The sequence below is a fragment of the Glycomyces arizonensis DSM 44726 genome, assembly GCF_000482705.1.
GTDB lineage: Bacteria > Actinomycetota > Actinomycetes > Mycobacteriales > Micromonosporaceae > Glycomyces > Glycomyces arizonensis.
Map to the genome: position 1 here is coordinate 167,795 of NZ_AXWO01000001.1, position 24,371 is coordinate 192,165.

The following is a 24,371-nucleotide window of genomic DNA, read 5'->3' on the forward strand; positions in this document are numbered from 1 at the left end:
GGACGAGTCGGCCAGGCGGTCGCGGCAGTGACGGCTGTGTCTTTTGAGGCGCGGCTCCAGCTGTCGAGGAACGTCCGGACTCCTCAGGGCAGGGTGGTTGTTAACGGCAACCCGGGGCGACCCGCGGGACAGTGCCACAGAAAGCAGACCGCCGGTCGCTTCGCGAAACCGAGTGTGAATTCGGTGGCGCGGAAGGCCGGTAAGGGTGAAACGGTGGTGTAAGAGACCACCAGCGCCGCCGGTGACGGCGGCGGCTCGGTAAACCCCACCCGGAGCAAGGTCAAGAGGAGCCGTTCGCGGCTCTGCGCGAAGGTTGGAGGGCGGCCCGCCCGAAGCGCGCCGAATGGAATCGACGCCGACCTTCGCGGGTAGACCGCTCGAGCGCGCCGGCAACGGCGCGCCTAGATGGATGGCCGCCCACGACAGAATCCGGCGTATCGGCCGACTCGTCCCCCAGTTTCGACATCAAGTCGGATATCCGACATGCCAGATCGCCGCATTGCTCCGGCAGTGGGGTTGCGCCGACACGTGACTGCGGGTAGCCGAATGGCGCCGATTCGCATGGAACATAGGGTGCGATTGGAGCATTCGAGGCAAGCGCTCACGAGGGCGCGCATTCGAGCCGAACGATTTTAGCAGTCAAGCGCCCAGGGATCAAATTGTGCATATGCACGTGCATCCGCACGGTCTGAGGCACGTGCAAAATGATCACCGTCTGCGGCTATAACCGATCTATGGGAAACAATGTCACCTTCTTGTTCCTGGCGATCGTCGTCGTGCTGGCCGGTCTCGTCGCGTTCGTCTCCTTCCTGTCGCTCAGGGGCAGCAAGCCGCGGGAACGCCCGGACATCCTGCGGGCTCTCGGCGAGTTCACCACCGCGTTCGTGAGCGCGGTGATCCTCGTCCTGCACCGCCGCGGCCCCCGCCGACCCGAGCAGCCGCCGGATCAGGGGACCGACGAAGCCCCGGCGTCCGAGTCCGCCTGACAGTCCACGGACACAGCGCCTGGGCCCGATAGGGTGTGCCGGTGACTCCCTCTGTGCAGCGGCGCCGGGCGCCCTTGGTCCGCCGGGTCGTCGGCCTGGTGTTCTACAGCCTGCCGCACCCCGTGCGGCGCCGGATCGTGCGGATCGCGACGCCCACCTACACCCTCGGGTCGGTCGTGCTGGTGATGGACGAGGCGCGCGAGCACCTGCTCATGCTGCGCCAGCCGCCGGGGCGGCGCTGGACGCTCCCGGCAGGACTGCTGAACCGCCGCGAGCAGCCCGTCGAGGGCGCCAGGCGCGAGCTGGCCGAGGAGACCGGGATCGAGGCCGACCTCGACGAGCTGGTCCCCGGGGTCCCCTGCGCGGTGGTGCACACCAGCGGCCGCTGGGTCGACAACGTCTTCCGCCTGGTGCGCGACCCCGCCACCACGCAGGTCATCGTCGACGGCCACGAGGTGTGGGACGCCGCCTGGTACCCGGTCGGGGCCCTGCCCGAGATGACGCGCGCGACGGCCCGGCTCCTGTCGCACTACGGGCTCGGCCCGCAGGCATAGCGACGGGGGCCGGGTGCGGCACCCGGCCCCCGTGCAGAGGTCGTGGACTACTGCGGGCCGACCTTGCGCGTGCCCGTGTAGTACTCGAAGGTCAGACCGCCGGTGGCGAACAGCAGCGCCACCCCGCCGGTCGCCATCAGCCACGGCTGCCAGAACACGACGCCGATTCCCGCGAGCACGGCCGTCAGGGCCAGGCCCAGCGGCCAGTACGAGCCGGGGCTGAAGAAGCCGACCTCGCCCGCCATGTCGGAGATCTCGCCGTCGGCCCGGTCCTCCGGGCGCGGGTCGATGCGCCGGGAGATCATCCAGAACACGAGCCAGACCATGCCGGTCAGGAGCCCCGAGAAGATCAGGGCCAGCGTCCCGACCCACTCGACCTGGTCGGGGTGCCCGTAGGCGGGGTTCTCGTTGTTGTAGGTGGACCAGGCGTAGATGGCCGCGAACACGAACATCGTGACGGCCGTGATGAGGAAGAGCTTGCTCTCGGTCTTCATGATCGTCGCCCCTTAGCTCGCGGTGCCCGAGTTCGGGTCGGTGTCGAAGGTGTGCGTGGTCGTGGCGTACGGGTCCTGCCCGATCGCCTCGAGCGCCTCGGCCGTCGTGGCGCCGTCGATCCGCTCGTCGATGAAGGTCTCGTAGTCGTCCGGCGAGACCACGCGCATCTCGAAGTTCATGAACGCGTGGTAGGCGCCGCACAGCTCGGCGCAGCGGCCGACGTAGGTGCCCTCGGTGTTGAAGTCGACCTCGAACTCGCTGAACTGGTTGTCGTCACCGGGGATCACGTCGCGCTTGAACAGCAGGTCCGGAACCCAGAAGGAGTGGATGACGTCCTCGGAGCGCAGGACGAAGCGCACGTCGTCCTCGTTCGGGACCACGACGATCGGGATGTACTCCGAGTCGCCGGTCTCGACGATCGGCTCGCCCTGGGCGGTCTCGATCGGCTCGCAGTCCTCGCCCTTGTACTCGAACTGCCAGTTCCACTTGAAGGCGGTGACCTCGGTGCAGGCGTTCGGGTGCTCGCTGACGTAGGTGACCTCGTCCTGCACGATCACCGTGAAGTAGAAGAGCACGCCGATGAGGATGAACGGCAGGCCGGTGAAGGTGAGCTCCGCGGGCAGGTTGTACTTCGTCTGCGGCGGGAGGAACTCCTCGCCGAGGCGCTCCTGCGACGGGAGCCTCGTGTCGCGCTTCCTGTAGGCGGCGATGCACCAGAAGGTCAGGCCCCACACGATGACGCCGACGACGAGCGCGGCGAGGGTGGCGCCGATCCACAGGCTCATCATCATCTCGGACTGGTCGGTCGGCGTCGTCCGGGGCCACCCGAAGTACAGGGCGTCTTCGAAGCTGCAACCGGTGAGCAGCACGGGAAGCAGCGCAGCGATTCCGGTGAGACCTATGGCGCGGCGGGCTCGGCCGCGAGATTCCCGGGACGGTTTTCCGACCACCTGTCTCATGCCTTTCTCAGCGCTCGGCTGCGACTGGCCGCCGCCGGGCAGGCGGCGCCACGCAGATCTAACGGACCAGAGCCTACTGCCCCGGTACCGGGCCCGGGCGCAAGGGGTTGGGTTGGGTGCTCCGCGTCTTCTAGATTGGGGAGGTGACCGAGACATACCTCGACGGTGCGACCGCGCAGCCACCGCATCCGGCCGCCAAGGACGCATATGCTGCGGCTTTGTCGGAGGGCTGGGCGGGCCCCGGCAGATTGTACACATTGGGCCGACGATCGCGGATGCTGCTGGAGGCGGCGCGCCGGTCGGCGGCCGCGTCGCTGGGGGTGGCGCCCGATGAGGTCACTTTCACATCGAGTGGGACACAGGCCGTGCACGCCGGGGTACTGGGCGTGATCGCGGCGCGGAGCGAGCCGGGCGCCCTCGTCTACGGCGCGGTGGAGCACTCCTCGGTCCTGCACGCGGCCCGCTGGCACGAGCAGCGCGGCGGCGCGGCGGTCGAGGTACCGGTGGACCGCCTCGGGCGCGTCGACGCCGATCCGCTCGCCGAGACCGGCGAGGCGGCCCTCGTGGCGGTGCAGAGCGCCAACCACGAGGTGGGCACCCGCCAGCCGGTCGCGGCGATCGCGGCGGGCCTGGGCGGCGTCCCGCTGGTGTGCGACGCGGCGGCGAGCCTGCCGTGGGAGCCGGTGCCGGACGGCTGGTCGGTCCTGGCGGCGAGCGCCCGCAAATGGGGCGGCCTGGCCGGGTGCGGGATCCTGGTGGTCCGGGGCGGCACGAGGTGGCGCAACCCGTTCCCCGGGGAGGACTCCTCGCTGCAGGAGGCGATCGGCGAGGTGGACGTGCCCGCGGCGGTCGCAGCGGCGGCCTCGCTGCGGGCGGTGGTGGCCGAGCGCGAGGCGCTCGCGAAGCGGGCGCGGGCGCTCACCGAGCGGATCCGCGAGCACATCGCCGAGACGGTCCCGGAGGTGGAGCTGCCCGGCGACCCGGTCGACCGGCTCCCGCACATCGTGACGTTCTCCTGCCTGGGCGTGGACGGCGAGGTGCTGCTCACCGAGCTGAACCGAGCGGGCTTCGCGGTCTCCTCGGGCTCGGCGTGCGCCTCGACGCGGCTGCGCCCCTCGCACGTGCTGCAGGCGATGGGCGTGCTCAGCCACGGCAACGTGCGCGTCTCCCTGCACCGCGAGACGACGGAGGCGGAGGTGGACCGGTTCCTGGAAGTCCTGCCGGGCGTCGTGGAGGGCATCCGGCGCCTCTCCTCCTTATCGGCGCGGCTCGCGGGCCGCGCCGCGAGGGGCGGGCGGTCAGCGCAGGTCGGCGAACCGGGCGGCGATCTCCAGGGCGGCCTCGGTGGTGCTCCCGGCGGTGAGCGCGGGCGACCCGGCGGCCGCTCCGGCCAGCGGAGGGCCGTCCGCCGGGACGGTCTCGGTGATCCGTCCCCGTACGGTGTCGGCGGCCTCGGCTATGTCCTCCCATTCGTCGAGGAGCGCCTGGGCCCGCCCGGGCGGCAGCTCCCCCGCGCTGAGCGCCTCGGCCATGGTCTCGTCCATGATGACCACGGCCCGGTGCATCATCTTGAGCAGCACGGTCGCCGACTCGGCGGTGAGCTCGTCGAGGGCCCGCAGCGCGGGCCCGAACGGCCCCGGCTCGATCGGCGACGCGCCGCAGCGCACCCGCGGGGCGGGGTCGACCTCGTAGCCGGCGCCCCTGAGCTCCTGATCGGTGTGCTGGAGGGTCTCGACGGCGAGGGCGAGGGCCGGTCCGAGCGTCTTGAGGATCGCCGCTCGCTCGCCGAGGGACTGTTCGAGGCCGTTCAGCTCGTCTTCGAGGACCGCGGCCTCCTCGCGCACGCGCTCGTGGTCGGCCCCGGTCCAAGCGGCGCCGATGCCGTCGACGTGCGAGCGGTAGCCTTCCCGGCCGGACGACAGGTCGGCCGCCGCGCCTTCGAACTCGTCGCCGCAGGACTCGAATTCGGCCGGGGCGGCGTCTAGTACCTCTTGATAGTTCGGCATGTCTCTCCGATCTACGAGGGCGGGTCGATGCGGTCGAATTCGGCGGCGGCGGCCTCGTCGCCGCTCTCGCGGTCGTCGGCGGCCCTGATGACGCGGACCGCCTGGTCGTCGAGCCGCTCGCCGATCGCGGCGACGGACCGCCCGTATTCGTCGGCGATCGCGGCGAGTCCCGCGGCCGAGGCGAACCCCCGGTTGGCGTGGGCGGTCCGCTGGACGGCGTCGGCGATCCGGACGGGGACGCGGCCGGTGTCGTCGGGGAGGGCCCGGATCCGGCGGGCGGCGGCGCGGACCTCGTCGGCGTGGAACTCGTTCGGTGCGGTCACTGGTGGCCTCCGGAGGTCGCGGCGGTCGACTGCGCGGATCGGATCGCGGCGGCGACCTCGTCGGCGAGCCCGTCGCGGCCCGCCGAGCCGAACAGGTCGTTGGTGAGGAAGACGACCTCGCTGAGGCGCCCGTGCCGGTCGACGCCGATGCGGCACGCGCCCGTCTCGGAGCGCACCTCGACGCTGGTGGGCTCCAGCACGGCCGGGTCGTAGTCGCCGGCGGCGCCGAAGCGGCGGTTGAGCTCCTCGCCGCCCGCGGCCCGTTCGCGCTCGGCGACGTTCCAGGCGGCGATGACCGCCTCGGCGATGCTCCTGCCGCCCTTGCGTTCGGCTCCGGAACGGAATTCGAGGCGGCGCAGTGCGCCGGTGTACCCGAGCGTGACCGACGCCAGGTGCTCGGCGTCGGAGCCGGTGAACTCGCTTTCGGTCACGGCCGACCGCATCTCGAGGTACCTGCGGTCGAGGTCGGCCAGTTCCGACTTGAGCTTGGTGATCTCGGGGTCGCCGTCGATGACGCCCTCGGCGGGTCGCGGGGCGGGTTCGGGCTCCGGTTCGGGTGTCGGAGCGGGGACGCTGGGCGGAGGCGGCTCGATCAGGTGGGTGAGGGCGGCCGCCTCGGCGACGATCTGCTCGGCGTTGGTCTGCACGTGGGGGTACATCTTCGCGAGTTCCCGTATCACCAGGTGCTGCGCGGTGCGCATCTGCTGGACGCTCAGCTCCGAGCGGCGGTCCTCCCCCGCGACGAGGGAGCGCAGGACGCGCTTGACGCCGCCGCCGTACTGGGGGTGGCGTTCGGCGACGCGCCTGATGAGGCGGTCGACGTCGGTCTTGAGGAACTCGCCGCCGAAGTGGTAGGAGACCAGCACCGAGAACACCGTGTTGACCAGGCCGTAGTAGGCGGTGTGCTGTTCTTCGGGCAGCGCCCGGTAGGCGGTGCGGTCGTGCCTGGAGCCGGTGAGGATGTAGGACACGAGCGAACTGGCACCGGGGACGGCGTCGGTCATGGTCGCCCATCTGGTCTCGACTGGTGTGCTGGTCGCCGCCTGCGTACGGCGATGGGGCTCATGCTACACAGGGCCGTCTCCTCTTCCGATCGTCGAACGGGCCGGCGGCTCTTATCGGTGCGGGACTTGGGTAGAGGGCCCTCGCGCTCGCGCGCGAGGGCCCTGTTCTCGGTTCCTATTTCACGGCGTGGGTGACGTCCCTTTCTTCGGCGTAGAAGCAGGCCGTCGGATGTGTTCCGTGGTCGCCGACGTCGAGGCCGGGGACCTCGTCGGCGCATTTCTCGGTGGCCTTCCAGCAGCGCGTGCGGAAGCGGCAGCCCGAAGGCGGGTTGATCGGCGAGGGCACGTCCCCTTGGAGGACGATCTCCTCGCGGTGGCCGCGCAGCTCCGGGTCCGGAACGGGCACCGCCGACAGCAGCGCCTGCGTGTACGGGTGCCTCGGGTGGTCGTAGATCTCGGCGCCGGTGCCGTACTCGACCACCTTGCCCAGGTACATGACCGCGACCTCGTCGGCGATGTGCCGCACCACCGACAGGTCGTGGGCGATGAACACGTACGCCAGCCCGAGCTCGTCCTGGAGCCGTTCGAGCAGGTTGATCACCTGTCCCTGGATCGACACGTCCAGGGCGCTCACCGGTTCGTCGCACACCAGCACCTGCGGCCGGAGCGCCAGGGCGCGGGCGATCCCGATCCGCTGGCGCTGCCCGCCGGAGAACTGGTGCGGGTAGCGGTTGACGTGGTCGGGGCTGAGCCCGACCATGTCGAGCAGCTCCTTGACCGCCGCGGGGCGCTTGGCGCGCGGCACGACGTCGGTGTGGATCTCGAACGGCTCGCCGACGATGTCGCCGACGGTCATGCGCGGGTTCAGCGAGGTGTACGGGTCCTGGAACACCAGCTGGACATCCCGCCGCACCGACCGGATGCGCCTGGCGGAGAGGTTGCCGATCTCCTTGCCCAGCACCTTGATCGAGCCGGACGTCGGCGGCTCCAGGCCCACCAGGAGCTTCGCGAGCGTCGACTTGCCGCAGCCGGACTCGCCGACGACGCCGAGCGTCTTGCCCGCGTAGAGCTTCAGGTCGACGCCGTCGACGGCCTGCACGTGCCCGACGGTCCGCTTGATGACGATGCCGCGCTGCACCGGGTAGTGCTTGACCGCTCCGGTGGCCTCCAGCACCGGTTCGGGCCCGGCCTCGGCCTGTCCCAGTTCAGCGTTCATCCCTGTAGACCTCCTTGGCGAAGTGGCAGAGGGACCGATGGTCGTCGGTGACCTCTTCGTACGGCGGCGCCTCGGTCGCGCACCGCTCAGGGTCGACCGCCCAGCAGCGGGGGTGGAAGGGGCAGCCGCTCGGCAGCGCCGCCGGGTTCGGCGGCAGGCCGGGGATGACCTCCAGCTCCCGGCCGACGGTGTCGACGCGCGGGATGGCCCGCAGCAGCGCCTTCGTGTAGGGGTGGGCCGGGCGCTTGAAGGCGTCGTGGATGCTCGCCCGCTCGACGATCTCCCCGGCGTACATGACCGCGACGTCGTCGGCGACGTCGGCGACCACGCCCAGGTCGTGCGTGATGAGGATGAGCCCCATGTTGCGCTCGTCCTGGATCTGCTTGAGCAGGCGCATGATCTGTGCCTGCACGGTGACGTCGAGCGCGGTGGTCGGCTCGTCGGCGATGAGGACCTCGGGATCGAGCGCGAGCGCCATGGCGATCATGACCCGCTGGCGCATCCCGCCGGAGAACTGGTGCGGGTAGTGGCCCACCCGGTTCTTGGCGTCGGGGATGCCGACCTGGTCGAGCAGTTCGATCGCCCGCCGCTTGGCGTCGGCGCGGCTGGTGCCGCGGTGGACGCGGAAGAGCTCGCCGATCTGGAAGCCGACCGACCACAGCGGGTTGAGCGCCGAGAGCGCGTCCTGGAAGACGATGGCGATGTGGTTGGCGCGCACCGTCCTCCGGCTCTCCTCGTCCTGCGCGAGCAGGTCGACGCCGCGCAGGCGGACCTCGCCGCCGGTGACGTAGCCGGGCGGCGAGTCGAGGATGCCCATGACGGCCTGCGAGGTCACCGACTTGCCCGAGCCGGATTCGCCCACGATGGCGAGGGTCTTGCCCTGCTCGAGCGTGAAGCTCACCCCGCGGACGGTCGGGATGCGCTTGCCGCGCACCTTGAACTCGACCCGGAGGTCTTCGACTTCGAGCAGCGGGGCGTTCAGGTCGGCCCCCGGCAGGGTGTCGCCGACGACGCGGAGGTTCTCTGCCATGCGTCTCACCTCAGTTTCGGGTCGAGGGCGTCGCGCAGCGCGTCACCGAAGGTCGCGAACGCGAACACAGTGCCGATGAGCAGCAGCAGCGGGATGCCGAACAGGTAGATGTAGCCGCCGCCGGCCCACTCGGTGCCCTTGGCCAGCAGCACGCCCCAGCTGGTGGCGGGGGGCTGGACGCCGATGCCGAGCACCGCCAGGGCCGACTCGGTGACGATGATGCCGCCGATGGTGGTGGGGATGACGGCGGTGACCGGCACGATCGCGTTGGGCAGGATGTGGCGGAACATGATGCGCCGGTCCTTGGCGCCCAGGCACTTGGCGGCGGTGACGTAGTCGAGGTTCTTGGTCTCGATCGTCGCCGCGCGCGTGTACCGGCAGAACTCCATCCAGCCGAACACGGTCAGGGCGATCACCGGCGGTCCCACGGTCGAGAGCAGGCCGCCCGAGGAGCCCCCGTTGCGGAACAGGCTCAGCAGCAGGATCGCGCCGAGCAACATCGGCAGGACGATGAACACGTCGAGCGCCCGGGAGATGAGCGCGTCCAGCCAGCCGCCGTAGTAGCCGGCGAGGATGCCGAGCACCAGGCCGATGATCACCGCGAGGATCATGACGGTGAGCGCCAGCACGATGGTGGGCCTGGTGCCGTGGACGACGGTGGCCGCGAAGTCGCAGCCGAAGCCGTCGGTGCCGAGCGGGTGCTCACCGGCGAACCAGGTGTCGGGGCGCTGCCTGGCGTCGCGTCCGATGCAGTACGTGGGGTCCTTGTCGGTGAACAGGGTCGGGAAGGCCGCCATCGTGAACACGAACAGCAGGATCAGGGTGGCGAAGATGACGTCGGGACGGCGCGCCATGGTGCGGAAGGCGTCCTTCCACAGCGACGCCTGCGGGGCGTCGGGCTGGGCCTTCGGCGCGGTCAGCTCACTCATAGCGGATCCTCGGGTCGAGCGCGGCGTACAACAGGTCCACGGCGAGACTGACGAGCACCACGACCACGGCGCTCACGGTCAGGCCCACGATCACCAGGTTCACTTCCTGGCGCTGCACGCCTTGGAAGATCATGCGGCCCATGCCCGGGATGCCCATGACGCCCTCGGTGAGGACGGCGCCGGAGAGCATGAACGCGAACAGGTAGCCGATGCCGGTGATGATGGGGATCATCGAGTTGCGCACCACGTGCACGACGGTGATGCGGGCCTTCTTCAGTCCCTTGGCCTTGGCGGTGCGCACGAAGTCGGAGCCGAGGTTCTCCAGCTGGCTGGCCCGCACCAGGCGGGTGAGGGTGGCCAGGCCGACCGTGCCGAGGATGATGCCAGGCACGATCATGGTCGTCCATGGATAGTCGGGACTGTAGTTGGGTCTGAAGAGCTGTCCCATGAACGATTCGCTGCCCCATATGCCTCTGGCCCACTGAGTGAGGGGGACGGCGATGATGTACGTATAGGCCAGCAGGATCAGGAAGACCGGGACCGAGTCGATCAGGATGGTGGTGCCCCGCACCGAGTGGTCGATGACCCTGCCGCGGTGGCGGGCCGCCCAGGTGCCCAGCAGCATGGCCAGGATGACGAGGGTGACGGTGGAGAACATGAACAACCGCAGCGTATTCGGAATGTAGACCGCCAGCAGCTCGCCGACGTCGCGGTTGCCGCTGAGGGTGGTGCCGAAATCGCCGCTGGCGTAGTCCTGGAGGCGTTCGACGAACGGCGTCAGGCACGGGTCGCCCGGACGCTCATAGCATTTGTTGTCCAGGCCGTAGAGTCGCTCGACCTGGGCGAGCATCGCGGGGTCGGGGGTGCGCTTCCCGCCGAAGAACAGCAGCGCCGGGTTGCCGCGGATCTGCACCGACAGCGCCATCATGTAGTGCAGGAGGAACAGCGCGACACCGAGGGTGAGCAGCGCTTGGAGCAGGCGTCGGATGACGTAGCGTCCCATATGTGTCCGTTTCTAGAAGCCGCGGGCGGGTTCGTGGCCCGCCCGCGGTCCGCCTTTCGGTCGTCTACTCGTTGATGACGATGTCGCGCAGTTCGGCGTCACCGCCCGGTCCGGAGTAGATGGGGTGGACGATCACGTTGCTGACCCGCTCGGTGTGGAAGTAGCTGACCTGCTCGACGAAGATCGGCGCGCTGGGGAAGACCTCGGCGAGGGTCCTCTCGGCCTCCTGGTAGAGCTCGACGGCCTCCTCGATGGTGGAGGCGGTGCCGGCCTCGGCGATGTTGGCCTCGTACTGCTCGTTCTCGAAGCCGTTGTCGTTCTTGAGGGCGCCGTTGCCGTAGATGGGCTCGAGGTAGTTCTCGTTCAGGTTGTAGTCAGGTCCCCAGCCGTCGCGGAAGGGGCCGTCCAGGTTGTGGGCCTCGCGGGCGGCGAGGTAGTCCGGCCAGTCCATGCTCACGATCTCGTACTCGATGCCGAGCGTCTGGGAGATGGAGTCGCCGATGGCGCGGAAGATGTCGACGTTGTCACTGGCGTCGTTGACCCAGATCCGCAGCTTCTCGCCCTCGGGCCAGCCGCCGGCGTCTTCGAGCAGCTGGGTGGCCAGTTCAGGGTCGTAGGTGCAGAACTCGCCGCAGGCGCTCTGGCCGCCGCCGAGGATCGAGGCGGGCACCCAGGAGTCGAGCGGGTTGTACCGGTCGGGGCCGATGACATTGAGGACGCCTTCGCGGTCGATGGCCACGGAGATGGCATGGCGCAGGTTGACGTCCTGGTAGGTCTCGTCGTAGAGCGGGAAGCCCAGCACGACGATGCTGGTGCCGTCCTGGACGATGCGGCGCTCGGCGAGCTCGGCATCGTTGACGGCGGACTCGTAGTCGGCCGCGCTCGGGCGGCAGACGTCGATGTCACCGGTGAGGAAGTCGGCCCAGCAATCGTCCCCTTCGAGGTAGACGTGCCAGCGGACGGCGTCGATGGAGGGCGCGTGGTCGCCCTGGTACTCATCCCAGGCGACGGCGGTGCCGCCGTTCTCGATGCTGTAAGGCTCTTCGAACATGAACGGGCCGTTGCCGATCGGCTGCTTCTCGCAGGCTTCGGTGTCGGCCAGGCACTCCTCGGCGACCGGGAAGAACGCCTCGTAGCCGAGCATGGTCGCGAAGGAGGCGAACGGCGCGGCGAGCTCGACTTGGATCGTGTACTCGTCGGGAGAGGTCACGCCCGAGAGCTCCTTGACGTCGACCGGCGGGAACTCGGGGACCTCCGGATCGGCCCACTGCTCCTCCGGGAGCTGCTCGGGGTTCATCTCCTCATAGCCCGCGAAGGTGGAGAAGAAGCCGTTGAGCGGGAGCACGTTGGGAGCGTAAGCGGTACGGTTCCAGGAGCGCATGAAGGCCGCGGCGTTCACCGGCTCGCCGTTGTGGAACTTGAGGCCTTCCTTGATCTTGATGGTCCAGGTCTGGTTGTCCTCGGTGGTGATCGACTCGGCCACCAGGTTCTCCGGCTCACCGGTCTTGGCGTCGTAGTAGACCAGGCCCTCGTAGACGTTCTTGATGATGCGGAAGCCCTCGGATTCGCCGGAGCCGCCGGGAATGAGGCTTCGCGGCTCGCCGATCTGCATGTTGAGGACGCTACCGCCGTCGCCCTCGCCTTCGACGTCATCGGGGTCGCCCGCACAGGCGGAGGTCAGCGCGAGTACTGCGGCCGCGGTTGCGGCCATCGCGATTTTCATTCGTCTCACTGGACGCTCCATGGAGGTGAGTTGAATCGTGGGATGACTCACACCATGTCGTACAACACAGCTAAATGAAAGGGTGCGTTGTGAAATCGTTACCTAGAGGAACACCAGTGGAGACCTTGCATTGACAAATATAAGTTTTTATACCTAGCTAAATATAAATCAATGAGGCGGGTGTTGTCAGAGTCACTGAGAATGACCAGAGCGTTCACTCTGGCAACAGATATGCGGAGGCCTCGGCGGCGCAGGCGGCACCGTAGGACTGCTCGAGACGATGCACGAATTCTGCTGGATTGAGCGTATATCCGCGTGTCCCAACGGATTCGAGTGCAACTGCGGACAATTGGCTGCCGATCTCGGCGGCCCGGCGCAGCGGCATCCCCCAGCCGAGCGCGGCCAGCAGTCCGGCGACGAACGCGTCGGGGGCGCCGGCGGGATCGATGAGCTCCCTCGCGCGGGCCAGGGGCACCCGCACGCGGTCCATGTCGTGGCCGACGATCTCGGTGCCCTCGGCGTCGAGGGTGGTCACGCGCACGCGCACCCGCTTGAGGATCTCGTCGTCGCTCAGCCCGGTGACGCCTTGGAGGAACTGGTAGCGGTCCTGGCTCGTGACCAGGAACTTCGCGCCTTCGATGAACTCGGCGGCGTCGGCGCCGTCGAGGGTGCCGGGGTCGGCGCTGAAGTCCAGGCCCAGATCGCGGCACTGCTCGGCGTAGGACAGCATGACCTTCGGGTCGTCGGCGCCGATATGGAGCAGGGCGAACGGCCCGGACTGCTCCATGACCTCGATGAGGTCGAATGCCGTCTGGCCGGGCTCAAGGGCGATGACCGGCTTGCCGAGCTGGTTCATCCCGTGGGAGATGGCAAGGGCGGCCGCGCCGGTGACGGCGGTCTTCATGGATTGGACCTCGCAGGAGACACGGTGAAGCCCGGCCGACGAGACCAGATATGGGTGGGTTCGACCGGGCTTTCTAGCTTATGGGTCACCTTAGGTGAATGAACGTCTGGGTCGGTGCCGATCCGGCGGACCCTCGACCGCTAGCGGAAGGGCTAGTGGAAGGAGTCGCCGCAGGCGCAGGAACCCTGGGCGTTCGGGTTGTCGATGGTGAAGCCCTGGGCGTCGATGCGGTCGGCGAAGTCGATGTTCGCGCCCATGAGGTAGGGAACGCTCATGCGGTCGACGACGACCTCGAAGCCGTCGTAGGACTGCACGACGTCGCCCTCGCGGTTGTCGGTGTCGAAGTAGAGGCCGTAGCGCAGGCCGGAACAGCCGCCGGGGCTGACCTCGACGCGCAGGCGCAGGCCCTCTTCGCCCTCCTGCTCGATCAGGGTTTTGACTTTGATGGCGGCCGCGTCCGTGAGCTTCACGCCGGTGGCGGCGGTCTCCTTGACGTCCTCGGCCTGCTGAGTAGCGCTCACTAGTAGCTCCCTCTGCTGAGTTGGGATCAACGGCGTCGATCGGGTCTTCGACTTGTCAACAGTACCCAACGGCACCGGACGTGTCTCTATTCCCGAGCCTGAGTTGAGGGGATGGCGCCCACAGCGCGCCTATCCCGAAGACACCGTCATCATATAGCCTATAGGGTATATGATATAAGATCGGCTCGGCGGCTCGGCGGCTCGGCGGCTCGGCGGCTCGGCGGCTCGGCGGCTCGGCGGCTCGGCGGCTCGGCGGCGCGGCGGCTCGGCGGCTCGGCGGCTCGGCGGCGAAGACGCCGCACAGCCATGTCCGGCTTACATCCTATACTTTATAACCTATAAATATATTATAGGATATAGGCTATACTTTATGTGCCGAATCCGGGCGCTGGGCGGGGTTGTATTACGACTCCTCTGACCCGGGCCAGGTGCGGGCGACCGATTCCGCAAGGGCCCTCAGACCCTCCGCGGGGGCCTTCATCGCCTTCTCGACGCTGCCGAGCAGCTCGGTGACCGAGTGGACGCCTGCCAGGTCCGGGTGCTCGTCGAGGTCCGACTTTCCCGCCAGCACCAGGCACGGCTTGCCGTGGGCCGCGGCCGCCGAGGCGACCTCTGCGGCGAGCTTGCCGCGCAGGCTCTGGGCGTCGAAGGAGCCTTCGCCGGTGATGACGAGGTCGGACGCCGCCACGGCGGCGTCCAGGCCGACGGCCTCGCACGTCAGCTTCGCGCCCGAGGCGCGGCGGCCGCCGAGGAGGAAGAAGGCCAGACCGAGGCCGCCCGCCGCGCCCGCGCCCGGCCAACCGGAGGCTCCGACGGGGCCGAGGTCGCGTTCGGCGATCTCGGCGAAGTTCGCCAGCGCCGCCTCCAAGAGCGGCAGGTCGCTCTTCCCCGCGCCCTTCTGCGGCCCGAACATGTAGGTGGCGCCGTGCGGGCCGAGCAGGGGGGAGTCGACGTCGGTGGCGGCGACGAATTCCACCCCCCTGGTGCGCGGGAGCCCGTCGATCGAGGTGCAGGCGGCGAGCGCCGCGCCGCCGTACGGGAGGGCCGAGCCGGCGAGGTCGCGGCAGGTGTAGCCGAGGGCGGTGAGCATGCCGGTGCCCGCGTCGTTGGTGGCCGAGCCGCCGAGGCCGACCACGACGCGCCGCGCGCCGGTCTCGATGGCGGCGCCGATGACCTGCCCGAGGCCGTAGGTGGTGGTGCGGCGCGGGTCGCGTTCGGCGGCGGTGAGCAGGTGGAGGCCGCAGGTGGCGGCCGATTCGACGTAGGCGGTGCCGCCCTCACGCAGGTAGTCGGCCTTGACGGGGCGGCCGAGCGGGTCGCAGGCGTCCACCGTTCGCCTTGCGGCCGTGGGGATCGCTGCTTCCAGGACGTCGATGAAGCCGGGGCCGCCGTCGGCGAGCGGGAGCTCGGCGGCGGTGTCGGCGCCGCGGGCGCGTCGCCAGCCGTCGGCGATGGCGCTCGCGGCCTCGGCGGCGGTCATGGTGCCGGCGAACTTGTCGGGAGCTATGAGGATGCGCACACCGAGAGCCTAATCCATGCCCCGAACCCGTGTGTAACCGCTTGCCAAGCACTTAGGGGGCACCGAGCGGATCACACGGCGCACACCCGGACTCGCGAGCATCCGACAACCGTTCGCGAGCCATTAGAATCGTCGCCATGACGGGCTTCAATGAACCTGCTCCCACCCAGACCGCGCTCCTGCTGCTCGGCCGAGGCACCGATGCGGACTCCGAGCGCGGCGTCGACTGCCCCGGCGAGCTGCCCGCGCCCTCCGATCCCGACCTCGTCGAGCGCGCCCGCGCCGCCAAGGAGGCCCTCGGCGGCAGCGTCTTCGTCCTCGGGCACCACTACCAGCGGGACGAGGTCATCCAGTTCGCCGACGTCACCGGCGACTCCTTCAAACTCGCCCAGCAGGCCGCGGCCCGCCCCGACGCGGAGTACATCGTCTTCTGCGGCGTCCACTTCATGGCCGAGTCGGCCGACATCCTCACCGGGGACCACCAGCGGGTCATCCTGCCCGACCTGGCCGCGGGCTGCTCGATGGCCGACATGGCGACCGCCTCGCAGGTGGAGCAGTGCTGGGAGGACCTGGCGGCCGCGGGCGTCGCCGAGGCCACCGTCCCGATGACCTACATGAACTCCTCGGCCGCGATCAAGGCCTTCGTCGGCCGCGAGGGCGGCGTGGTGTGCACCTCCTCGAACGCCGAGCGGGCGCTGCGCTGGGCCTACGAGCGCGGCGAGAAGGTCCTGTTCCTGCCCGACCAGCACCTGGGACGCAACACCGTGGTCGGGCAGATGGGCTTCGACCTTGCAGACTGCGCGCTGTACAACCCGCACAAGCCGAACGGCGGCTTGACCGCCGAGGAGCTGCGCGCGGCGAAGATCATCCTGTGGAAGGGCCACTGCTCGGTGCACGGGCGCTTCACGCTCGAGTGCGTCGAGGAGATGCGCTCCCGCAAGCCCGGCGTCAACATCCTGGTCCACCCCGAATGCAAGCACGAGGTGGTGGCGGCGGCCGACCACGTGGGCTCGACCGAGTACATCATCAAGACACTCGACGCGGCCGAGCCCGGCAGCTCCTGGGCCGTGGGCACCGAGCTGAACCTGGTGCGGCGCCTGGCGAACGCGCACCCGGACAAGGAGATCTCGTTCCTGGACCGGACGGTGTGCTACTGCTCGACGATGAACCGGATCGACCTGCCGCACCTGGTGTGGGCCCTCGAAGAGCTCGTCGCCGGGCGCGTCCCGAACCAGATCACCGTGGAGGCCGAGACCGCCAAGCAGGCGCGGGCGGCGCTCGACAGGATGCTGGAACTGCCCTGAGCCGCGGACGGCACACGATTCCGACGGGAATGCGGTTGCGCGCTCCAGTAGTGCCTATGATCACCGTCGGTTATCCCCTGGCCTGGGGGTTCTGGTCGTGGCCGTTCCGTTATCGTTGGGCGACGACCCCGGTCTTATCCACCCATCTGAGGAGACCTGTTGAGCGGCACCGCGACCACCCCGGAAGACATGCTGATCATCCACGGCGGAACTCCGCTTCAGGGCGAAGTCACCGTCAGAGGCGCCAAGAACCTCGTGTCCAAGGCCATGGTGGCCGCGCTCCTCGGCACCTCCCCCTCGGTCCTCCGCGGCGTCCCGGCCATCCGCGACGTCGAGGTCGTCACCGGGCTGCTGCGCGTCCACGGCGTCGACGTCGCACTCGAGGGCGACACCCTGTACATGGACCCCACCTCCGTCGAGTCGGCCGGGGTCGAGGAGATCAACGTCCACGCCGGCACCAGCCGCATCCCGATCCTGCTGTGCGGCCCGCTCCTGCACCGCCTCGGCCGCGCCTTCATCCCCGACCTCGGCGGCTGCAACATCGGCGGGCGCCCCATCGACTTCCACCTCGACGCGCTGCGCGAGTTCGGCGCCGTCGTCGAGAAGAGCCCCGAGGGCACGCACCTGTCGGCCCCGAACGGCCTCCACGGCATCCAGTACACCCTGGAGTACCCGTCGGTCGGCGCCACCGAGCAGGTCCTGCTCACCGCCGTCATGGCCGAGGGCACCACCGAGCTGCGCAACGCCGCGATCGAGCCGGAGATCGTCGACCTCATCTGCATCCTGCAGAAGATGGGCGCGATCATCAAGGTCCACACCAACCGCGTCATCGAGATCGTCGGCGTCGGCGAGCTCAAGGGCTACTCCCACCGGGCGCTCCCCGACCGCATCGAGGCCGCCTCGTGGGCGTCGGCGGCGCTGGCCACCGAGGGCAACGTGTTCGTGCGGGGAGCCGAGCAGGCGGACATGATGACGTTCCTCAACGTCTTCCGCTCCATCGGCGGGGCCTATGAGGTGGACGACGACCCCGTCGAGGGCGGCATCCGCTTCTGGCACCCCGGCGGCCCGCTCAAGCCGGTGGCGCTGGAGACCGACGTGCACCCGGGCCTCATGACCGACTGGCAGCAGCCGATCGTGGTCGCCCTCACGCAGGCGGACGGCCTGTCGATCGTGCACGAGACCGTCTATGAGAACCGGCTCGGCTACACCTCCGAGCTGCGCCAGATGGGCGCGAACATCGAGCTGTACTCCGAATGCCTGGGCGGGACCCCGTGCCGGTGGGGGCGCCGCAACTTCCTGCACTCGGCCGTGATCGCCGGGCCGAGCAAGCTCCACGCCGCCGACCTGCAGATCCCTGATCTGCGGGCCGGGTTCAGCCACCTCATCGCGGCCCTGTCCGCCGAGGGCACCTCGCGGGTCTACGGCGTCGACCGCTACATCACGCGCGGGTACGAGAACTTCGAGGCGAAGCTCCAGGGCCTCGGCGCCAAGATCGAGCGCCCGGCCCCGGCCGCCGCTTAGCGGGTCACCGCCGAGCGGCCCGAGCGCCGCTCGGATCAGCGGCTCCGAACGCTGGGTATGCTGGAGGGCAGCATGCCGTCGCGAGTTGAGGAAGGGCGATCGCCCCGTGGGGAAGAAGTCCGCCGAGCAGGCTCCGGCCGTCGAGGAATCGAAGCCGGCCGCCGCCACCGATAAGAAGGGGAAGGCCACCCCGAAGCAGGTCAAGCAGGCCAAGGCCCGTCCCCCGGCCAAGCCGCCGCTCACCGCGAAGGAAGCGAGGCAGCAGGCGAAGTCGTCCAAGCTCAGCCCCGAGCAGAAGAAGCAGGCCAAGGACGACGTGCGCCGCGAGCGCGCCCGGATCGCCGAGGGCCAGTGGAAGGGCGACCCGCTCTACGACAAGTACCACCTGCCGCGCGACCGCGGCCCCGAGCGCCTGCTCGTGCGCGACATCGTCGACTCGCGGCGCACCGTCGCCCAGTACTTCTTCGCGTTCACCATGGTCCTGCTGCTGGCCACGAACATCTTCCTGAACGCCGTCGGCATCCTCATGCTGGTGTGGGTGGCCATGATGGCCGGCCTCGTCCTGGACTCGTACTTCCTGTGCCGCAAGGTCCGCAAGCTGGTGTGGAAGCGGTTCCCGAACACGAAGCAGCGCAAGGGCGGCCTGTACTGGTACGCGATTCAGCGGTCGATCATGTTCCGCTCGATGCGCACCCCGAAGCCGCGCATGAGCTACAAGGCCACCGAGGACGACCTGGGCCAGGTCGTCAGGTAGCGCTCGGGCACGATCCGAGACAGCGCCCCTGCGAGTCACCGGGACCGGGCGTCTTCGCCACTCGCCTCCGGGTCCCCGATGGCTTAATCTGAATGTCGTAACCCTCAGTTACCGGGAAAGAAGTCAACGTGGTGGATGTCGCGGCGGACTTGCGTGCCGGGCTGGTCCGCGCCCTCGGACCCCTCGACCGCGCCACACTGCGCCACGCCATCGCCGACACCGTCGGCCTCCAGCAGATCCGCGAGCAGGCCGGCCAGCGGCTCGCCCGCCACGGCGGCGAGGCCGACCAGTCGCGGCTGCTCGGCGTCCGGGCCGTCACCATGCGGGTGCTCGGCGACTTCGACGGCGCCGAGGCGGACGCCGCCGCCGCGGTCAAGTACGCCGAGGCCGTCGGCGCGGACCTCCTGCTCGCCCCCGCCCGGGCCCGATTGGGCCAGGTCTTCCGCGTCCAGGGCCGCTACGCCGAGGCCGACCAGCTGTTCGCGCTGGCCGAGGCCGGGGAGCTCCCCCGCACGCTGACCGGAGCGGTGCGCGCCTACGCCGCGCTGTCGTGCCTCTCGCAGGGCCGCGTCACCGAGGGCCTCATCCACCTCCAGCGGGCCAGCGAGCAGAACCCGCACGGCTTCGTCATGCAGATCGTCGAGACGGCGCTCGGTCTGGCCGAGGAGCTGGCCGCGAAGGGCGGCTTCGGGCCGGGGCCGCGCGGGTGGCCCGAGCGGGCCGGGCATCCGGCGCCCGACCGCTACCAGGACCAGCAGACCGGGCGGTGGGGCTACCTCGGGCCGAACGGGCGGCCGGTGGTCAAGGCGGCGTTCAGCCAGGCCGGGGACTTCCGCGGCGGCGTGGCCGCGGTCTGCCAGGCCGACTGGGGCGCCATCGACAAGCAGGGCACCGTCGTCGTGCCCATGCTCTACAGCTCCCTCGACACGCCTACTGTGGACGGCCGCACGGTGACCGGTTTCGTCGGCGGCGTGGCCGTCGCCGCCCAGCGCGGGCGCTCGGGCGTCGTCCACCGCTCCGGGCGCGTGGTCGTGGCGCCGCGCTACCAGCACATCGCCGTCCACCCGGCGGGGTTCCTCGTCTCCATGGACGGCTACACGTGGGGCACGCTCGGGCTCGACGGCACCGAGCTCATACCGCCCAGAGTAGACCGAGCCGAGGCGGTCCGGACCCTGGACGCGGCCGTGTCGATCGACGACGGACCGCTGTAGAGCAGGCGCTTTCTACAACCCTGTGATTTTCGTTTCGTTGACACTAGCCGAGCGGCCGGTAGGCTCATCGGCATGGAGTTTCGTCATCTCGGCCGTTCCGGCCTCGTTATTTCTGAAATGGTCTACGGCAACTGGATCACCCACGGCGGACAGGTCGAGGAGGACGCCGCGATCGCGTGCGTCCAGGCCGCGCTCGACGAAGGCATCACCACCTTCGACACCGCCGACGCCTACATCCACGGCGCCGCCGAAGAGGTCCTCGGACGCGCCCTCAAGAGCGAGCGCCGCGACGGCCTGGAGATCTTCACCAAGGTCTACTGGCCGATGGGCGAGGGCAGGAACGACCGCGGCCTGGGCGCCAAGCACATCAAGGAGTCGATCGACAACTCCCTGGCGCGGCTCCAGACCGACCGGGTCGAGCTCTACCAGGCCCACCGCTACGACCACGAGACGCCGCTCGAGGAGACCATGCAGGCCTTCGCCGACGTCGTGCACGCCGGCAAGGCCCACTACATCGGCGTCAGCGAGTGGACCGCCGACCAGATCAGGCGCGCCCACGCCTATGCGAAGGACCTGAAGATCCAGCTGGTCTCCAGCCAGCCGCAGTACTCGCCGCTGTGGCGGGTCATCGAGGACGAGGTCATCCCGGCCTGCGAGGAGCTGGGCATCGGCCAGATCGTGTGGTCCCCGCTCGCCGGCGGCGTCCTGACCGGCAAGTACAAGCCCGGCCAGGGCGCGCCCGAGGGTTCGCGCGGCGCCGACCCCAAGTTCGGGCACTTCGTCTCCGGCTGGCTGGAGGACGACGTGCTCGAGCGCGTCCAGCAGCTCGTCCCGGTCGCCGAGGAGGCGGGCCTGACCCTCGCGCAGCTGTCGCTGGCGTGGGTGCTCCAGCAGCCGAACGTCTCGGCCGCGATCATCGGCGCCACCCGCCCCGAGCAGGTCAAGAGCAACGTCAAGGCCGTCGGCGTCAGGCTCGACGCCGAGGTCTACGACAAGGTCAACGAGATTCTCGACCCGGTCTCGGTCAAGGACCCGAACAAGACGCAGAGCCCGAAGCCGCGCCCGTAAGGGACCGCACTGGCGGCGGCCGGATTCAGGCGTTCCTGTCCGCCGCCATCCCCGAGCGGGCGAGCGCGCTCGCCCGCTCCAGCAGCTCGGGATCGGCCGCATCGAGCCATTCGATGCGGCCGTCTCTTTTGAACCAGGAGCGCTGGCGGCGCACGAACCGGCGGGTGCCCTGCACGGTGCGGCGGAAGGCCTCGTCCTCGTCGTATTCCCCTCCGAGGAAGGCGAGCACCTGCTGGTAGCCGAGCGCGCGGGAGGCGGTGCGGCCCTCGCGCAGCCCCTCGGCCTCCAGGCGGCGGACCTCGTCGACGAGCCCGGCGTCCCACATGGCCGCCACGCGGCGCTCGATGCGCTCGTCGAGCACCTCGGTGTCGAGGTCGACGCCGATGCGCACCGCTTCGTAGTGGGCCTTCGGCTCGGGCAGTGAGGCGGTGAACGAGCCGGTGAGCTCGACGACCTCCAGCGCGCGCACCAGGCGCCGCCCGTTCGAGGGCAGGATCGCCTCGGCCGCGGCCGGGTCGGCCTCGCGCAGCCGGTGCCACAGCGCGGCCGGGCCCTCGCGCTCCAGCTCGGCCTCCAGGCGGGCCCTGACCGCGGGGTCGGTGCCGGGGAAGTCCATCGCGTCGAGCGCGGCCTGCACGTACAGCCCCGAGCCGCCCACGAGCAGTGGGGCCTTGCCGCGGGCGGCGATGCCGTCGATCGCGGCCCGGGCGAGCGAGCGGTAGCGGACGACGTCGGCGGCCTCGGTGACGTCGAGGACGTCGAAGACGTGATGAGGAATCCCGTCCCGCTCGGCCTCGGTGATCTTGGCGGTGCCGATGTCCATCCCGCGGTACAGCTGCATCGAGTCGGCGTTGACCACCTCTGCGGACAGCTTGCGGGCCAGCGCGACCGACAGCGCGGTCTTCCCGGCCGCGGTAGGGCCTACCACCGCGATCACCGTCGGCTGTAGGGTGGAGGTGCCGCCGCCCCCATGGTCGGTCCTACGGGCCATAACGTCGCACCGTCAACTGAATACCCCTTCGGTTCGTGTGGGCAGGCAGGCGCGCCTGACCCGTTGTCCGCCGGACCGCGCGGTTTGGCACCGTTCGTCCTTTCAGGCGGACGGCCCCGGCTGGCAGCGACCCGGCAACCACCGTAAGGTACGGGAAGTACGTCCCTTAGTTCGTGTGAAGGATTTGAGATTACCGCGATGAGTGACCTCGGAGACTGGACCCGCTTCGGCCGCATCGACGCCGATGGCACGGTCTACGTGAAAACCTCCTCCGGCGAGCGCGCGGTCGGCTCTTGGCAGGCCGGCTCCACCGACGAGGGGCTCGCGCACTTCGCGCGCAAGTACGCCGACCTGGTGGTCGAAGTCGATCTCATCGCGGCGCGGGTGAACTCGGACTCGGCCGACGTGGAGCAGGCCGCGGCGCAGCTGCGCAAGCTCCGCGAGAGCCTGGACACCGCCGCCGTCGTCGGCGACGTCGACGCGCTCGGCGCCCGGCTCGACGAGCTGTCCAAGCACACCGAGGACCGCGTCGGCGAGTTCAAGGCCGCCAAGGACGCCGAGCGGGCCGAGGCGGTCGCCGCCAAGGAGGCGCTCGTGGCCGAGGCCGAGGAGCTGGCCAAGCGCGACAGCCACTGGAAGGCCTCGGGGCAGCGGTTCGGCGAGATGGTCGAGGAGTGGAAGTCGATCCACGGGGTCGACCGCAAGACCGACCAGAAGCTGTGGCGCCGGTTCTCGGCCGCCCGCGACACGTTCACCAGGCACCGCGGCGCCTACTTCTCGCAGCTCGACGCCGAGCGCAAGGTGATCGCCGCCAAGAAGGAAGAGCTCATCGCCGCCGCCGAGGAGCTGTCGACCTCGACCGACTGGGGTCCGACGGCCGACCGGCTCAAGGGGCTCATGGCCGAGTGGAAAGAGGCCGGGCGGCTCGCGCCCGACGCCGAGCAGAAGGCCTGGAAGCGGTTCAGGGCCGCCCAGGACGTATTCTTCAACGCCCGCTCGGAGGTCTTCTCGGCCCGCGACGCGGAGCTGGAGGCCAACCAGGCCGCCAAGGAGGAGCTGCTCAAGCGCGCCGAGGCGCTCGACATCGCCGCCGACCCGAAGGCCGCGCAGGCCGCGTTCCGGGAGATCCAGGGCAGCTGGCACGACACCGGCGCCGTCCCGCGCAAGAACCAGGCGAAGCTCCAGCGGCGGCTGCGAGTCGTCGAGGACAAGCTGCGCGAGGCGCTGGACACGGCGTGGCGCAAGGTCCCCGTCGAGGAGAACCCGCTGCTGCTGCAGATGAAGCAGCAGGTGGCCGAGGCCGAGGAGAAGCTCGAGCGGGCCAAGGCCGACGGCAATGCGGGCCGCATCAAGAAGGCCGAGGCGGACCTGGCGGGCAAGAAGCAGTTCTTGCAGCTGGCCGAGGGCTCGAAGTAATTCGCGGTCGATCGTTCCCCGGAAATCTGGATAATAGAAGACCTACGACGGCGTGGACTGTACCGGTTCACGCCGTTTTCACCGTGAGGGACAATACTCACGGTGACATCGCGCGGACCGGCGCGACACGTCCCCGGGCGTGACACCCCGCCGACAGGAAGGCAGCCGTATGACCTTGGAAACCCTCCCGCAGCAGTTCCTCCCCACCGAGCAGGTCTTCAACCTCCGCGACCTCGGCGGCCTCGACGCCGCAGGCGGCAAGAAGGTGAGGAGCGGCCGGGTCTTCCGCTCCGACAACTTCGGCCAGGCCACCGAGGCCGACATCGACTACGTCGTGAACGAGCTGGGCGTGCGCCACGTCATCGACCTGCGCCGCCCCGCCGAGCTGGAGCAGACCGGCCGCTTCCCCGAGACCGAGGGCGTCACGTTCCACCACTTCGAGCTGCTCCACATCGCCTGGGAGTCGGTCGAGCTCCAGGTGTACAACGACTCTCCGCAGGAGGAGATCGTCACGTTCCTGCGGCAGCGCTACTCGGGCATGATGGAGGCCGGCTACCGGGCCATCCGCGACTCGCTCGAGGTGATCGCCCTGGGCGAGCCGGTGGTCTTCCACTGCATGGCCGGCAAGGACCGCACCGGGATCATCGCGGCGCTCCTGCTCTCGCTCCTCGGGGTCGACGAGGAGGACATCGCCGCCGACTACGAGCTGTCCAACGTGGGCATCACGCGGTGGCGGGCGTGGCGCGACGCCAACGTCGGCAAGCCCACCGTCGACCGCGGCCTGCGCACCCCCGCCGAGGCCATGCGCGAGACCCTCGACGAGATGAACGCGCGGTTCGGGTCCCTCGGCGCCTACGCCAGGGCGATCGGCTTCGACAAGGCCGACCGGCTCCGCGAGCTGCTCCTGGAGTAGCCGCGCGGACACCTCCGGTCA

Annotated in this window: 22 protein-coding genes, 1 other RNA gene and 1 pseudogene; 11 read left to right on the plus strand and 13 right to left on the minus strand. The window is 69.6% G+C overall.

Annotated features, from left to right (window positions below):
- Positions 1 to 3: 3 nt before the first annotated feature.
- The 3 genes from rnpB (at position 4) to H613_RS0100740 (ending at position 1,540) form a co-directional block, all read left to right on the plus strand.
- An RNA gene (rnpB, locus tag H613_RS28835) (RNase P RNA component class A) lies at positions 4 to 453 on the plus strand.
- A gap of 281 nt (positions 454 to 734) precedes the next feature.
- A complete protein-coding gene (locus H613_RS0100735; RefSeq protein ID WP_026922273.1) occupies positions 735 to 986 on the plus strand; it encodes a hypothetical protein in 252 nt (83 codons plus the stop codon).
- 41 nt (positions 987 to 1,027) lie between these two features.
- Positions 1,028 to 1,540 (plus strand): NUDIX hydrolase, encoded by a 513-nt coding sequence (locus H613_RS0100740; protein ID WP_211234650.1) that lies wholly within the window; start codon positions 1,028 to 1,030, stop codon positions 1,538 to 1,540.
- 47 nt (positions 1,541 to 1,587) lie between these two features.
- Here the strand turns inward: H613_RS0100740 and H613_RS0100745 are convergent, their stop codons facing one another.
- Entirely contained in the window at positions 1,588 to 2,034 is a 447-nt protein-coding gene (locus H613_RS0100745; RefSeq protein WP_026922275.1) for a cytochrome c oxidase subunit 4, read from the minus strand.
- Positions 2,035 to 2,046: 12 nt separating this feature from the next.
- A complete protein-coding gene (ctaC, locus tag H613_RS0100750) occupies positions 2,047 to 2,994 on the minus strand; it encodes an aa3-type cytochrome oxidase subunit II (protein ID WP_051392771.1) in 948 nt (315 codons plus the stop codon).
- Between the two features lie 134 nt (positions 2,995 to 3,128).
- Between ctaC and H613_RS32500 the strand changes: the two are divergent.
- Positions 3,129 to 4,238 (plus strand): annotated as a pseudogene (locus H613_RS32500) (cysteine desulfurase family protein); the annotation flags it as partial.
- A gap of 773 nt (positions 4,239 to 5,011) precedes the next feature.
- Here H613_RS32500 and H613_RS0100760 read toward each other — a convergent pair.
- The 10 genes from H613_RS0100760 to H613_RS0100805 form a co-directional block, all read right to left on the minus strand.
- Positions 5,012 to 5,323, minus strand: a complete 312-nt coding sequence (locus H613_RS0100760) for a hypothetical protein (protein ID WP_026922277.1) — start codon at positions 5,321 to 5,323, stop codon at positions 5,012 to 5,014.
- Positions 5,320 to 6,327, minus strand: coding sequence for a hypothetical protein (locus tag H613_RS0100765; RefSeq protein WP_026922278.1), 1,008 nt, complete (start codon positions 6,325 to 6,327; stop codon positions 5,320 to 5,322). Before H613_RS0100765 ends, H613_RS0100760 begins: the two co-directional genes overlap by 4 nt.
- A 175-nt stretch (positions 6,328 to 6,502) precedes the next feature.
- Positions 6,503 to 7,543, minus strand: coding sequence for an ABC transporter ATP-binding protein (locus H613_RS0100770; protein WP_051392772.1), 1,041 nt, complete (start codon positions 7,541 to 7,543; stop codon positions 6,503 to 6,505).
- On the minus strand, positions 7,533 to 8,573 hold the full coding sequence (locus tag H613_RS0100775; protein WP_026922280.1) for an ABC transporter ATP-binding protein: 1,041 nt from the start codon (positions 8,571 to 8,573) through the stop codon (positions 7,533 to 7,535). The genes H613_RS0100770 and H613_RS0100775 overlap by 11 nt, the downstream gene beginning before the upstream one ends.
- A 5-nt stretch (positions 8,574 to 8,578) precedes the next feature.
- Positions 8,579 to 9,502, minus strand: a complete 924-nt coding sequence (locus H613_RS0100780; protein WP_026922281.1) for an ABC transporter permease — start codon at positions 9,500 to 9,502, stop codon at positions 8,579 to 8,581.
- Positions 9,495 to 10,505, minus strand: coding sequence for an ABC transporter permease (locus tag H613_RS0100785; RefSeq protein WP_026922282.1), 1,011 nt, complete (start codon positions 10,503 to 10,505; stop codon positions 9,495 to 9,497). Before H613_RS0100785 ends, H613_RS0100780 begins: the two co-directional genes overlap by 8 nt.
- 64 nt (positions 10,506 to 10,569) lie before the next feature.
- Positions 10,570 to 12,228 (minus strand): peptide ABC transporter substrate-binding protein, encoded by a 1,659-nt coding sequence (locus H613_RS0100790; protein ID WP_245598442.1) that lies wholly within the window; start codon positions 12,226 to 12,228, stop codon positions 10,570 to 10,572.
- A gap of 214 nt (positions 12,229 to 12,442) precedes the next feature.
- A complete protein-coding gene (locus H613_RS23620; protein WP_051392773.1) occupies positions 12,443 to 13,132 on the minus strand; it encodes a PfkB family carbohydrate kinase in 690 nt (229 codons plus the stop codon).
- Positions 13,133 to 13,284: 152 nt separating this feature from the next.
- Positions 13,285 to 13,653: an iron-sulfur cluster insertion protein ErpA gene (erpA, locus tag H613_RS0100800; RefSeq protein ID WP_026922284.1), complete on the minus strand. Its 369-nt coding sequence runs from the start codon at positions 13,651 to 13,653 to the stop codon at positions 13,285 to 13,287.
- A 403-nt stretch (positions 13,654 to 14,056) separates the two neighbouring features.
- The gene (locus tag H613_RS0100805; RefSeq protein WP_026922285.1) at positions 14,057 to 15,172 is read right to left on the minus strand and encodes a glycerate kinase family protein; all 1,116 of its coding nucleotides are present in this window, start codon (positions 15,170 to 15,172) and stop codon (positions 14,057 to 14,059) included.
- A 137-nt stretch (positions 15,173 to 15,309) separates the two neighbouring features.
- On the opposite strand from H613_RS0100805, the gene nadA reads away from it, so the two are divergent.
- The 5 genes from nadA to H613_RS0100830 all read left to right on the plus strand — a co-directional run bounded on the left by nadA (position 15,310) and on the right by H613_RS0100830 (position 21,030).
- Positions 15,310 to 16,476 carry a quinolinate synthase NadA gene (gene nadA, locus H613_RS0100810; RefSeq protein WP_026922286.1) on the plus strand — a complete coding sequence of 389 codons (1,167 nt, stop codon included), beginning with the start codon at positions 15,310 to 15,312 and terminating at the stop codon, positions 16,474 to 16,476.
- A gap of 189 nt (positions 16,477 to 16,665) precedes the next feature.
- Positions 16,666 to 17,997, plus strand: coding sequence for a UDP-N-acetylglucosamine 1-carboxyvinyltransferase (gene murA / locus H613_RS0100815; protein WP_035735665.1), 1,332 nt, complete (start codon positions 16,666 to 16,668; stop codon positions 17,995 to 17,997).
- Between the two features lie 106 nt (positions 17,998 to 18,103).
- Entirely contained in the window at positions 18,104 to 18,751 is a 648-nt protein-coding gene (locus tag H613_RS23625) for a DUF3043 domain-containing protein (RefSeq protein ID WP_051392774.1), read from the plus strand.
- Positions 18,752 to 18,879: 128 nt separating this feature from the next.
- Positions 18,880 to 19,962 (plus strand): WG repeat-containing protein, encoded by a 1,083-nt coding sequence (locus H613_RS0100825; RefSeq protein ID WP_156925754.1) that lies wholly within the window; start codon positions 18,880 to 18,882, stop codon positions 19,960 to 19,962.
- Between the two features lie 72 nt (positions 19,963 to 20,034).
- The gene (locus H613_RS0100830) at positions 20,035 to 21,030 is read left to right on the plus strand and encodes an aldo/keto reductase family protein (RefSeq protein WP_026922289.1); all 996 of its coding nucleotides are present in this window, start codon (positions 20,035 to 20,037) and stop codon (positions 21,028 to 21,030) included.
- A gap of 25 nt (positions 21,031 to 21,055) precedes the next feature.
- On the opposite strand, the gene miaA is transcribed toward H613_RS0100830, so the two are convergent.
- Positions 21,056 to 22,021 carry a tRNA (adenosine(37)-N6)-dimethylallyltransferase MiaA gene (miaA, locus tag H613_RS23630; RefSeq protein ID WP_051392775.1) on the minus strand — a complete coding sequence of 322 codons (966 nt, stop codon included), beginning with the start codon at positions 22,019 to 22,021 and terminating at the stop codon, positions 21,056 to 21,058.
- A gap of 198 nt (positions 22,022 to 22,219) precedes the next feature.
- Here miaA and H613_RS0100840 point away from each other — a divergent pair, with 198 nt between their 5' ends.
- Positions 22,220 to 23,437 (plus strand): DUF349 domain-containing protein, encoded by a 1,218-nt coding sequence (locus tag H613_RS0100840; RefSeq protein WP_026922290.1) that lies wholly within the window; start codon positions 22,220 to 22,222, stop codon positions 23,435 to 23,437.
- A gap of 169 nt (positions 23,438 to 23,606) precedes the next feature.
- Positions 23,607 to 24,350, plus strand: coding sequence for a tyrosine-protein phosphatase (locus H613_RS0100845; protein WP_035735467.1), 744 nt, complete (start codon positions 23,607 to 23,609; stop codon positions 24,348 to 24,350).
- Positions 24,351 to 24,371 lie beyond the last annotated feature (21 nt).

Bases quoted from the DNA above. Each gene is read 5' to 3' on its own strand.
- H613_RS0100830 (WP_026922289.1), top strand. From the start codon at position 20,035: ATGGAGTTTCGTCATCTCGGCCGTTCCGGCCTCGTTATTTCTGAAATG.
- H613_RS0100745 (WP_026922275.1), bottom strand. From the start codon at position 2,034: ATGAAGACCGAGAGCAAGCTCTTCCTCATCACGGCCGTCACGATGTTC.
- H613_RS0100735 (WP_026922273.1), top strand. From the start codon at position 735: ATGGGAAACAATGTCACCTTCTTGTTCCTGGCGATCGTCGTCGTGCTG.
- H613_RS0100845 (WP_035735467.1), top strand. From the start codon at position 23,607: ATGACCTTGGAAACCCTCCCGCAGCAGTTCCTCCCCACCGAGCAGGTC.
- H613_RS0100790 (WP_245598442.1), bottom strand. From the start codon at position 12,228: ATGAAAATCGCGATGGCCGCAACCGCGGCCGCAGTACTCGCGCTGACC.
- H613_RS0100780 (WP_026922281.1), bottom strand. From the start codon at position 9,502: ATGAGTGAGCTGACCGCGCCGAAGGCCCAGCCCGACGCCCCGCAGGCG.
- H613_RS0100775 (WP_026922280.1), bottom strand. From the start codon at position 8,573: ATGGCAGAGAACCTCCGCGTCGTCGGCGACACCCTGCCGGGGGCCGAC.
- miaA (WP_051392775.1), bottom strand. From the start codon at position 22,021: ATGGCCCGTAGGACCGACCATGGGGGCGGCGGCACCTCCACCCTACAG.
- H613_RS0100770 (WP_051392772.1), bottom strand. From the start codon at position 7,543: ATGAACGCTGAACTGGGACAGGCCGAGGCCGGGCCCGAACCGGTGCTG.
- nadA (WP_026922286.1), top strand. From the start codon at position 15,310: ATGACGGGCTTCAATGAACCTGCTCCCACCCAGACCGCGCTCCTGCTG.
- ctaC (WP_051392771.1), bottom strand. From the start codon at position 2,994: ATGAGACAGGTGGTCGGAAAACCGTCCCGGGAATCTCGCGGCCGAGCC.
- H613_RS0100840 (WP_026922290.1), top strand. From the start codon at position 22,220: ATGAGTGACCTCGGAGACTGGACCCGCTTCGGCCGCATCGACGCCGAT.
- H613_RS0100765 (WP_026922278.1), bottom strand. From the start codon at position 6,327: ATGACCGACGCCGTCCCCGGTGCCAGTTCGCTCGTGTCCTACATCCTC.
- H613_RS0100785 (WP_026922282.1), bottom strand. From the start codon at position 10,505: ATGGGACGCTACGTCATCCGACGCCTGCTCCAAGCGCTGCTCACCCTC.
- murA (WP_035735665.1), top strand. From the start codon at position 16,666: ATGCTGATCATCCACGGCGGAACTCCGCTTCAGGGCGAAGTCACCGTC.
- H613_RS23620 (WP_051392773.1), bottom strand. From the start codon at position 13,132: ATGAAGACCGCCGTCACCGGCGCGGCCGCCCTTGCCATCTCCCACGGG.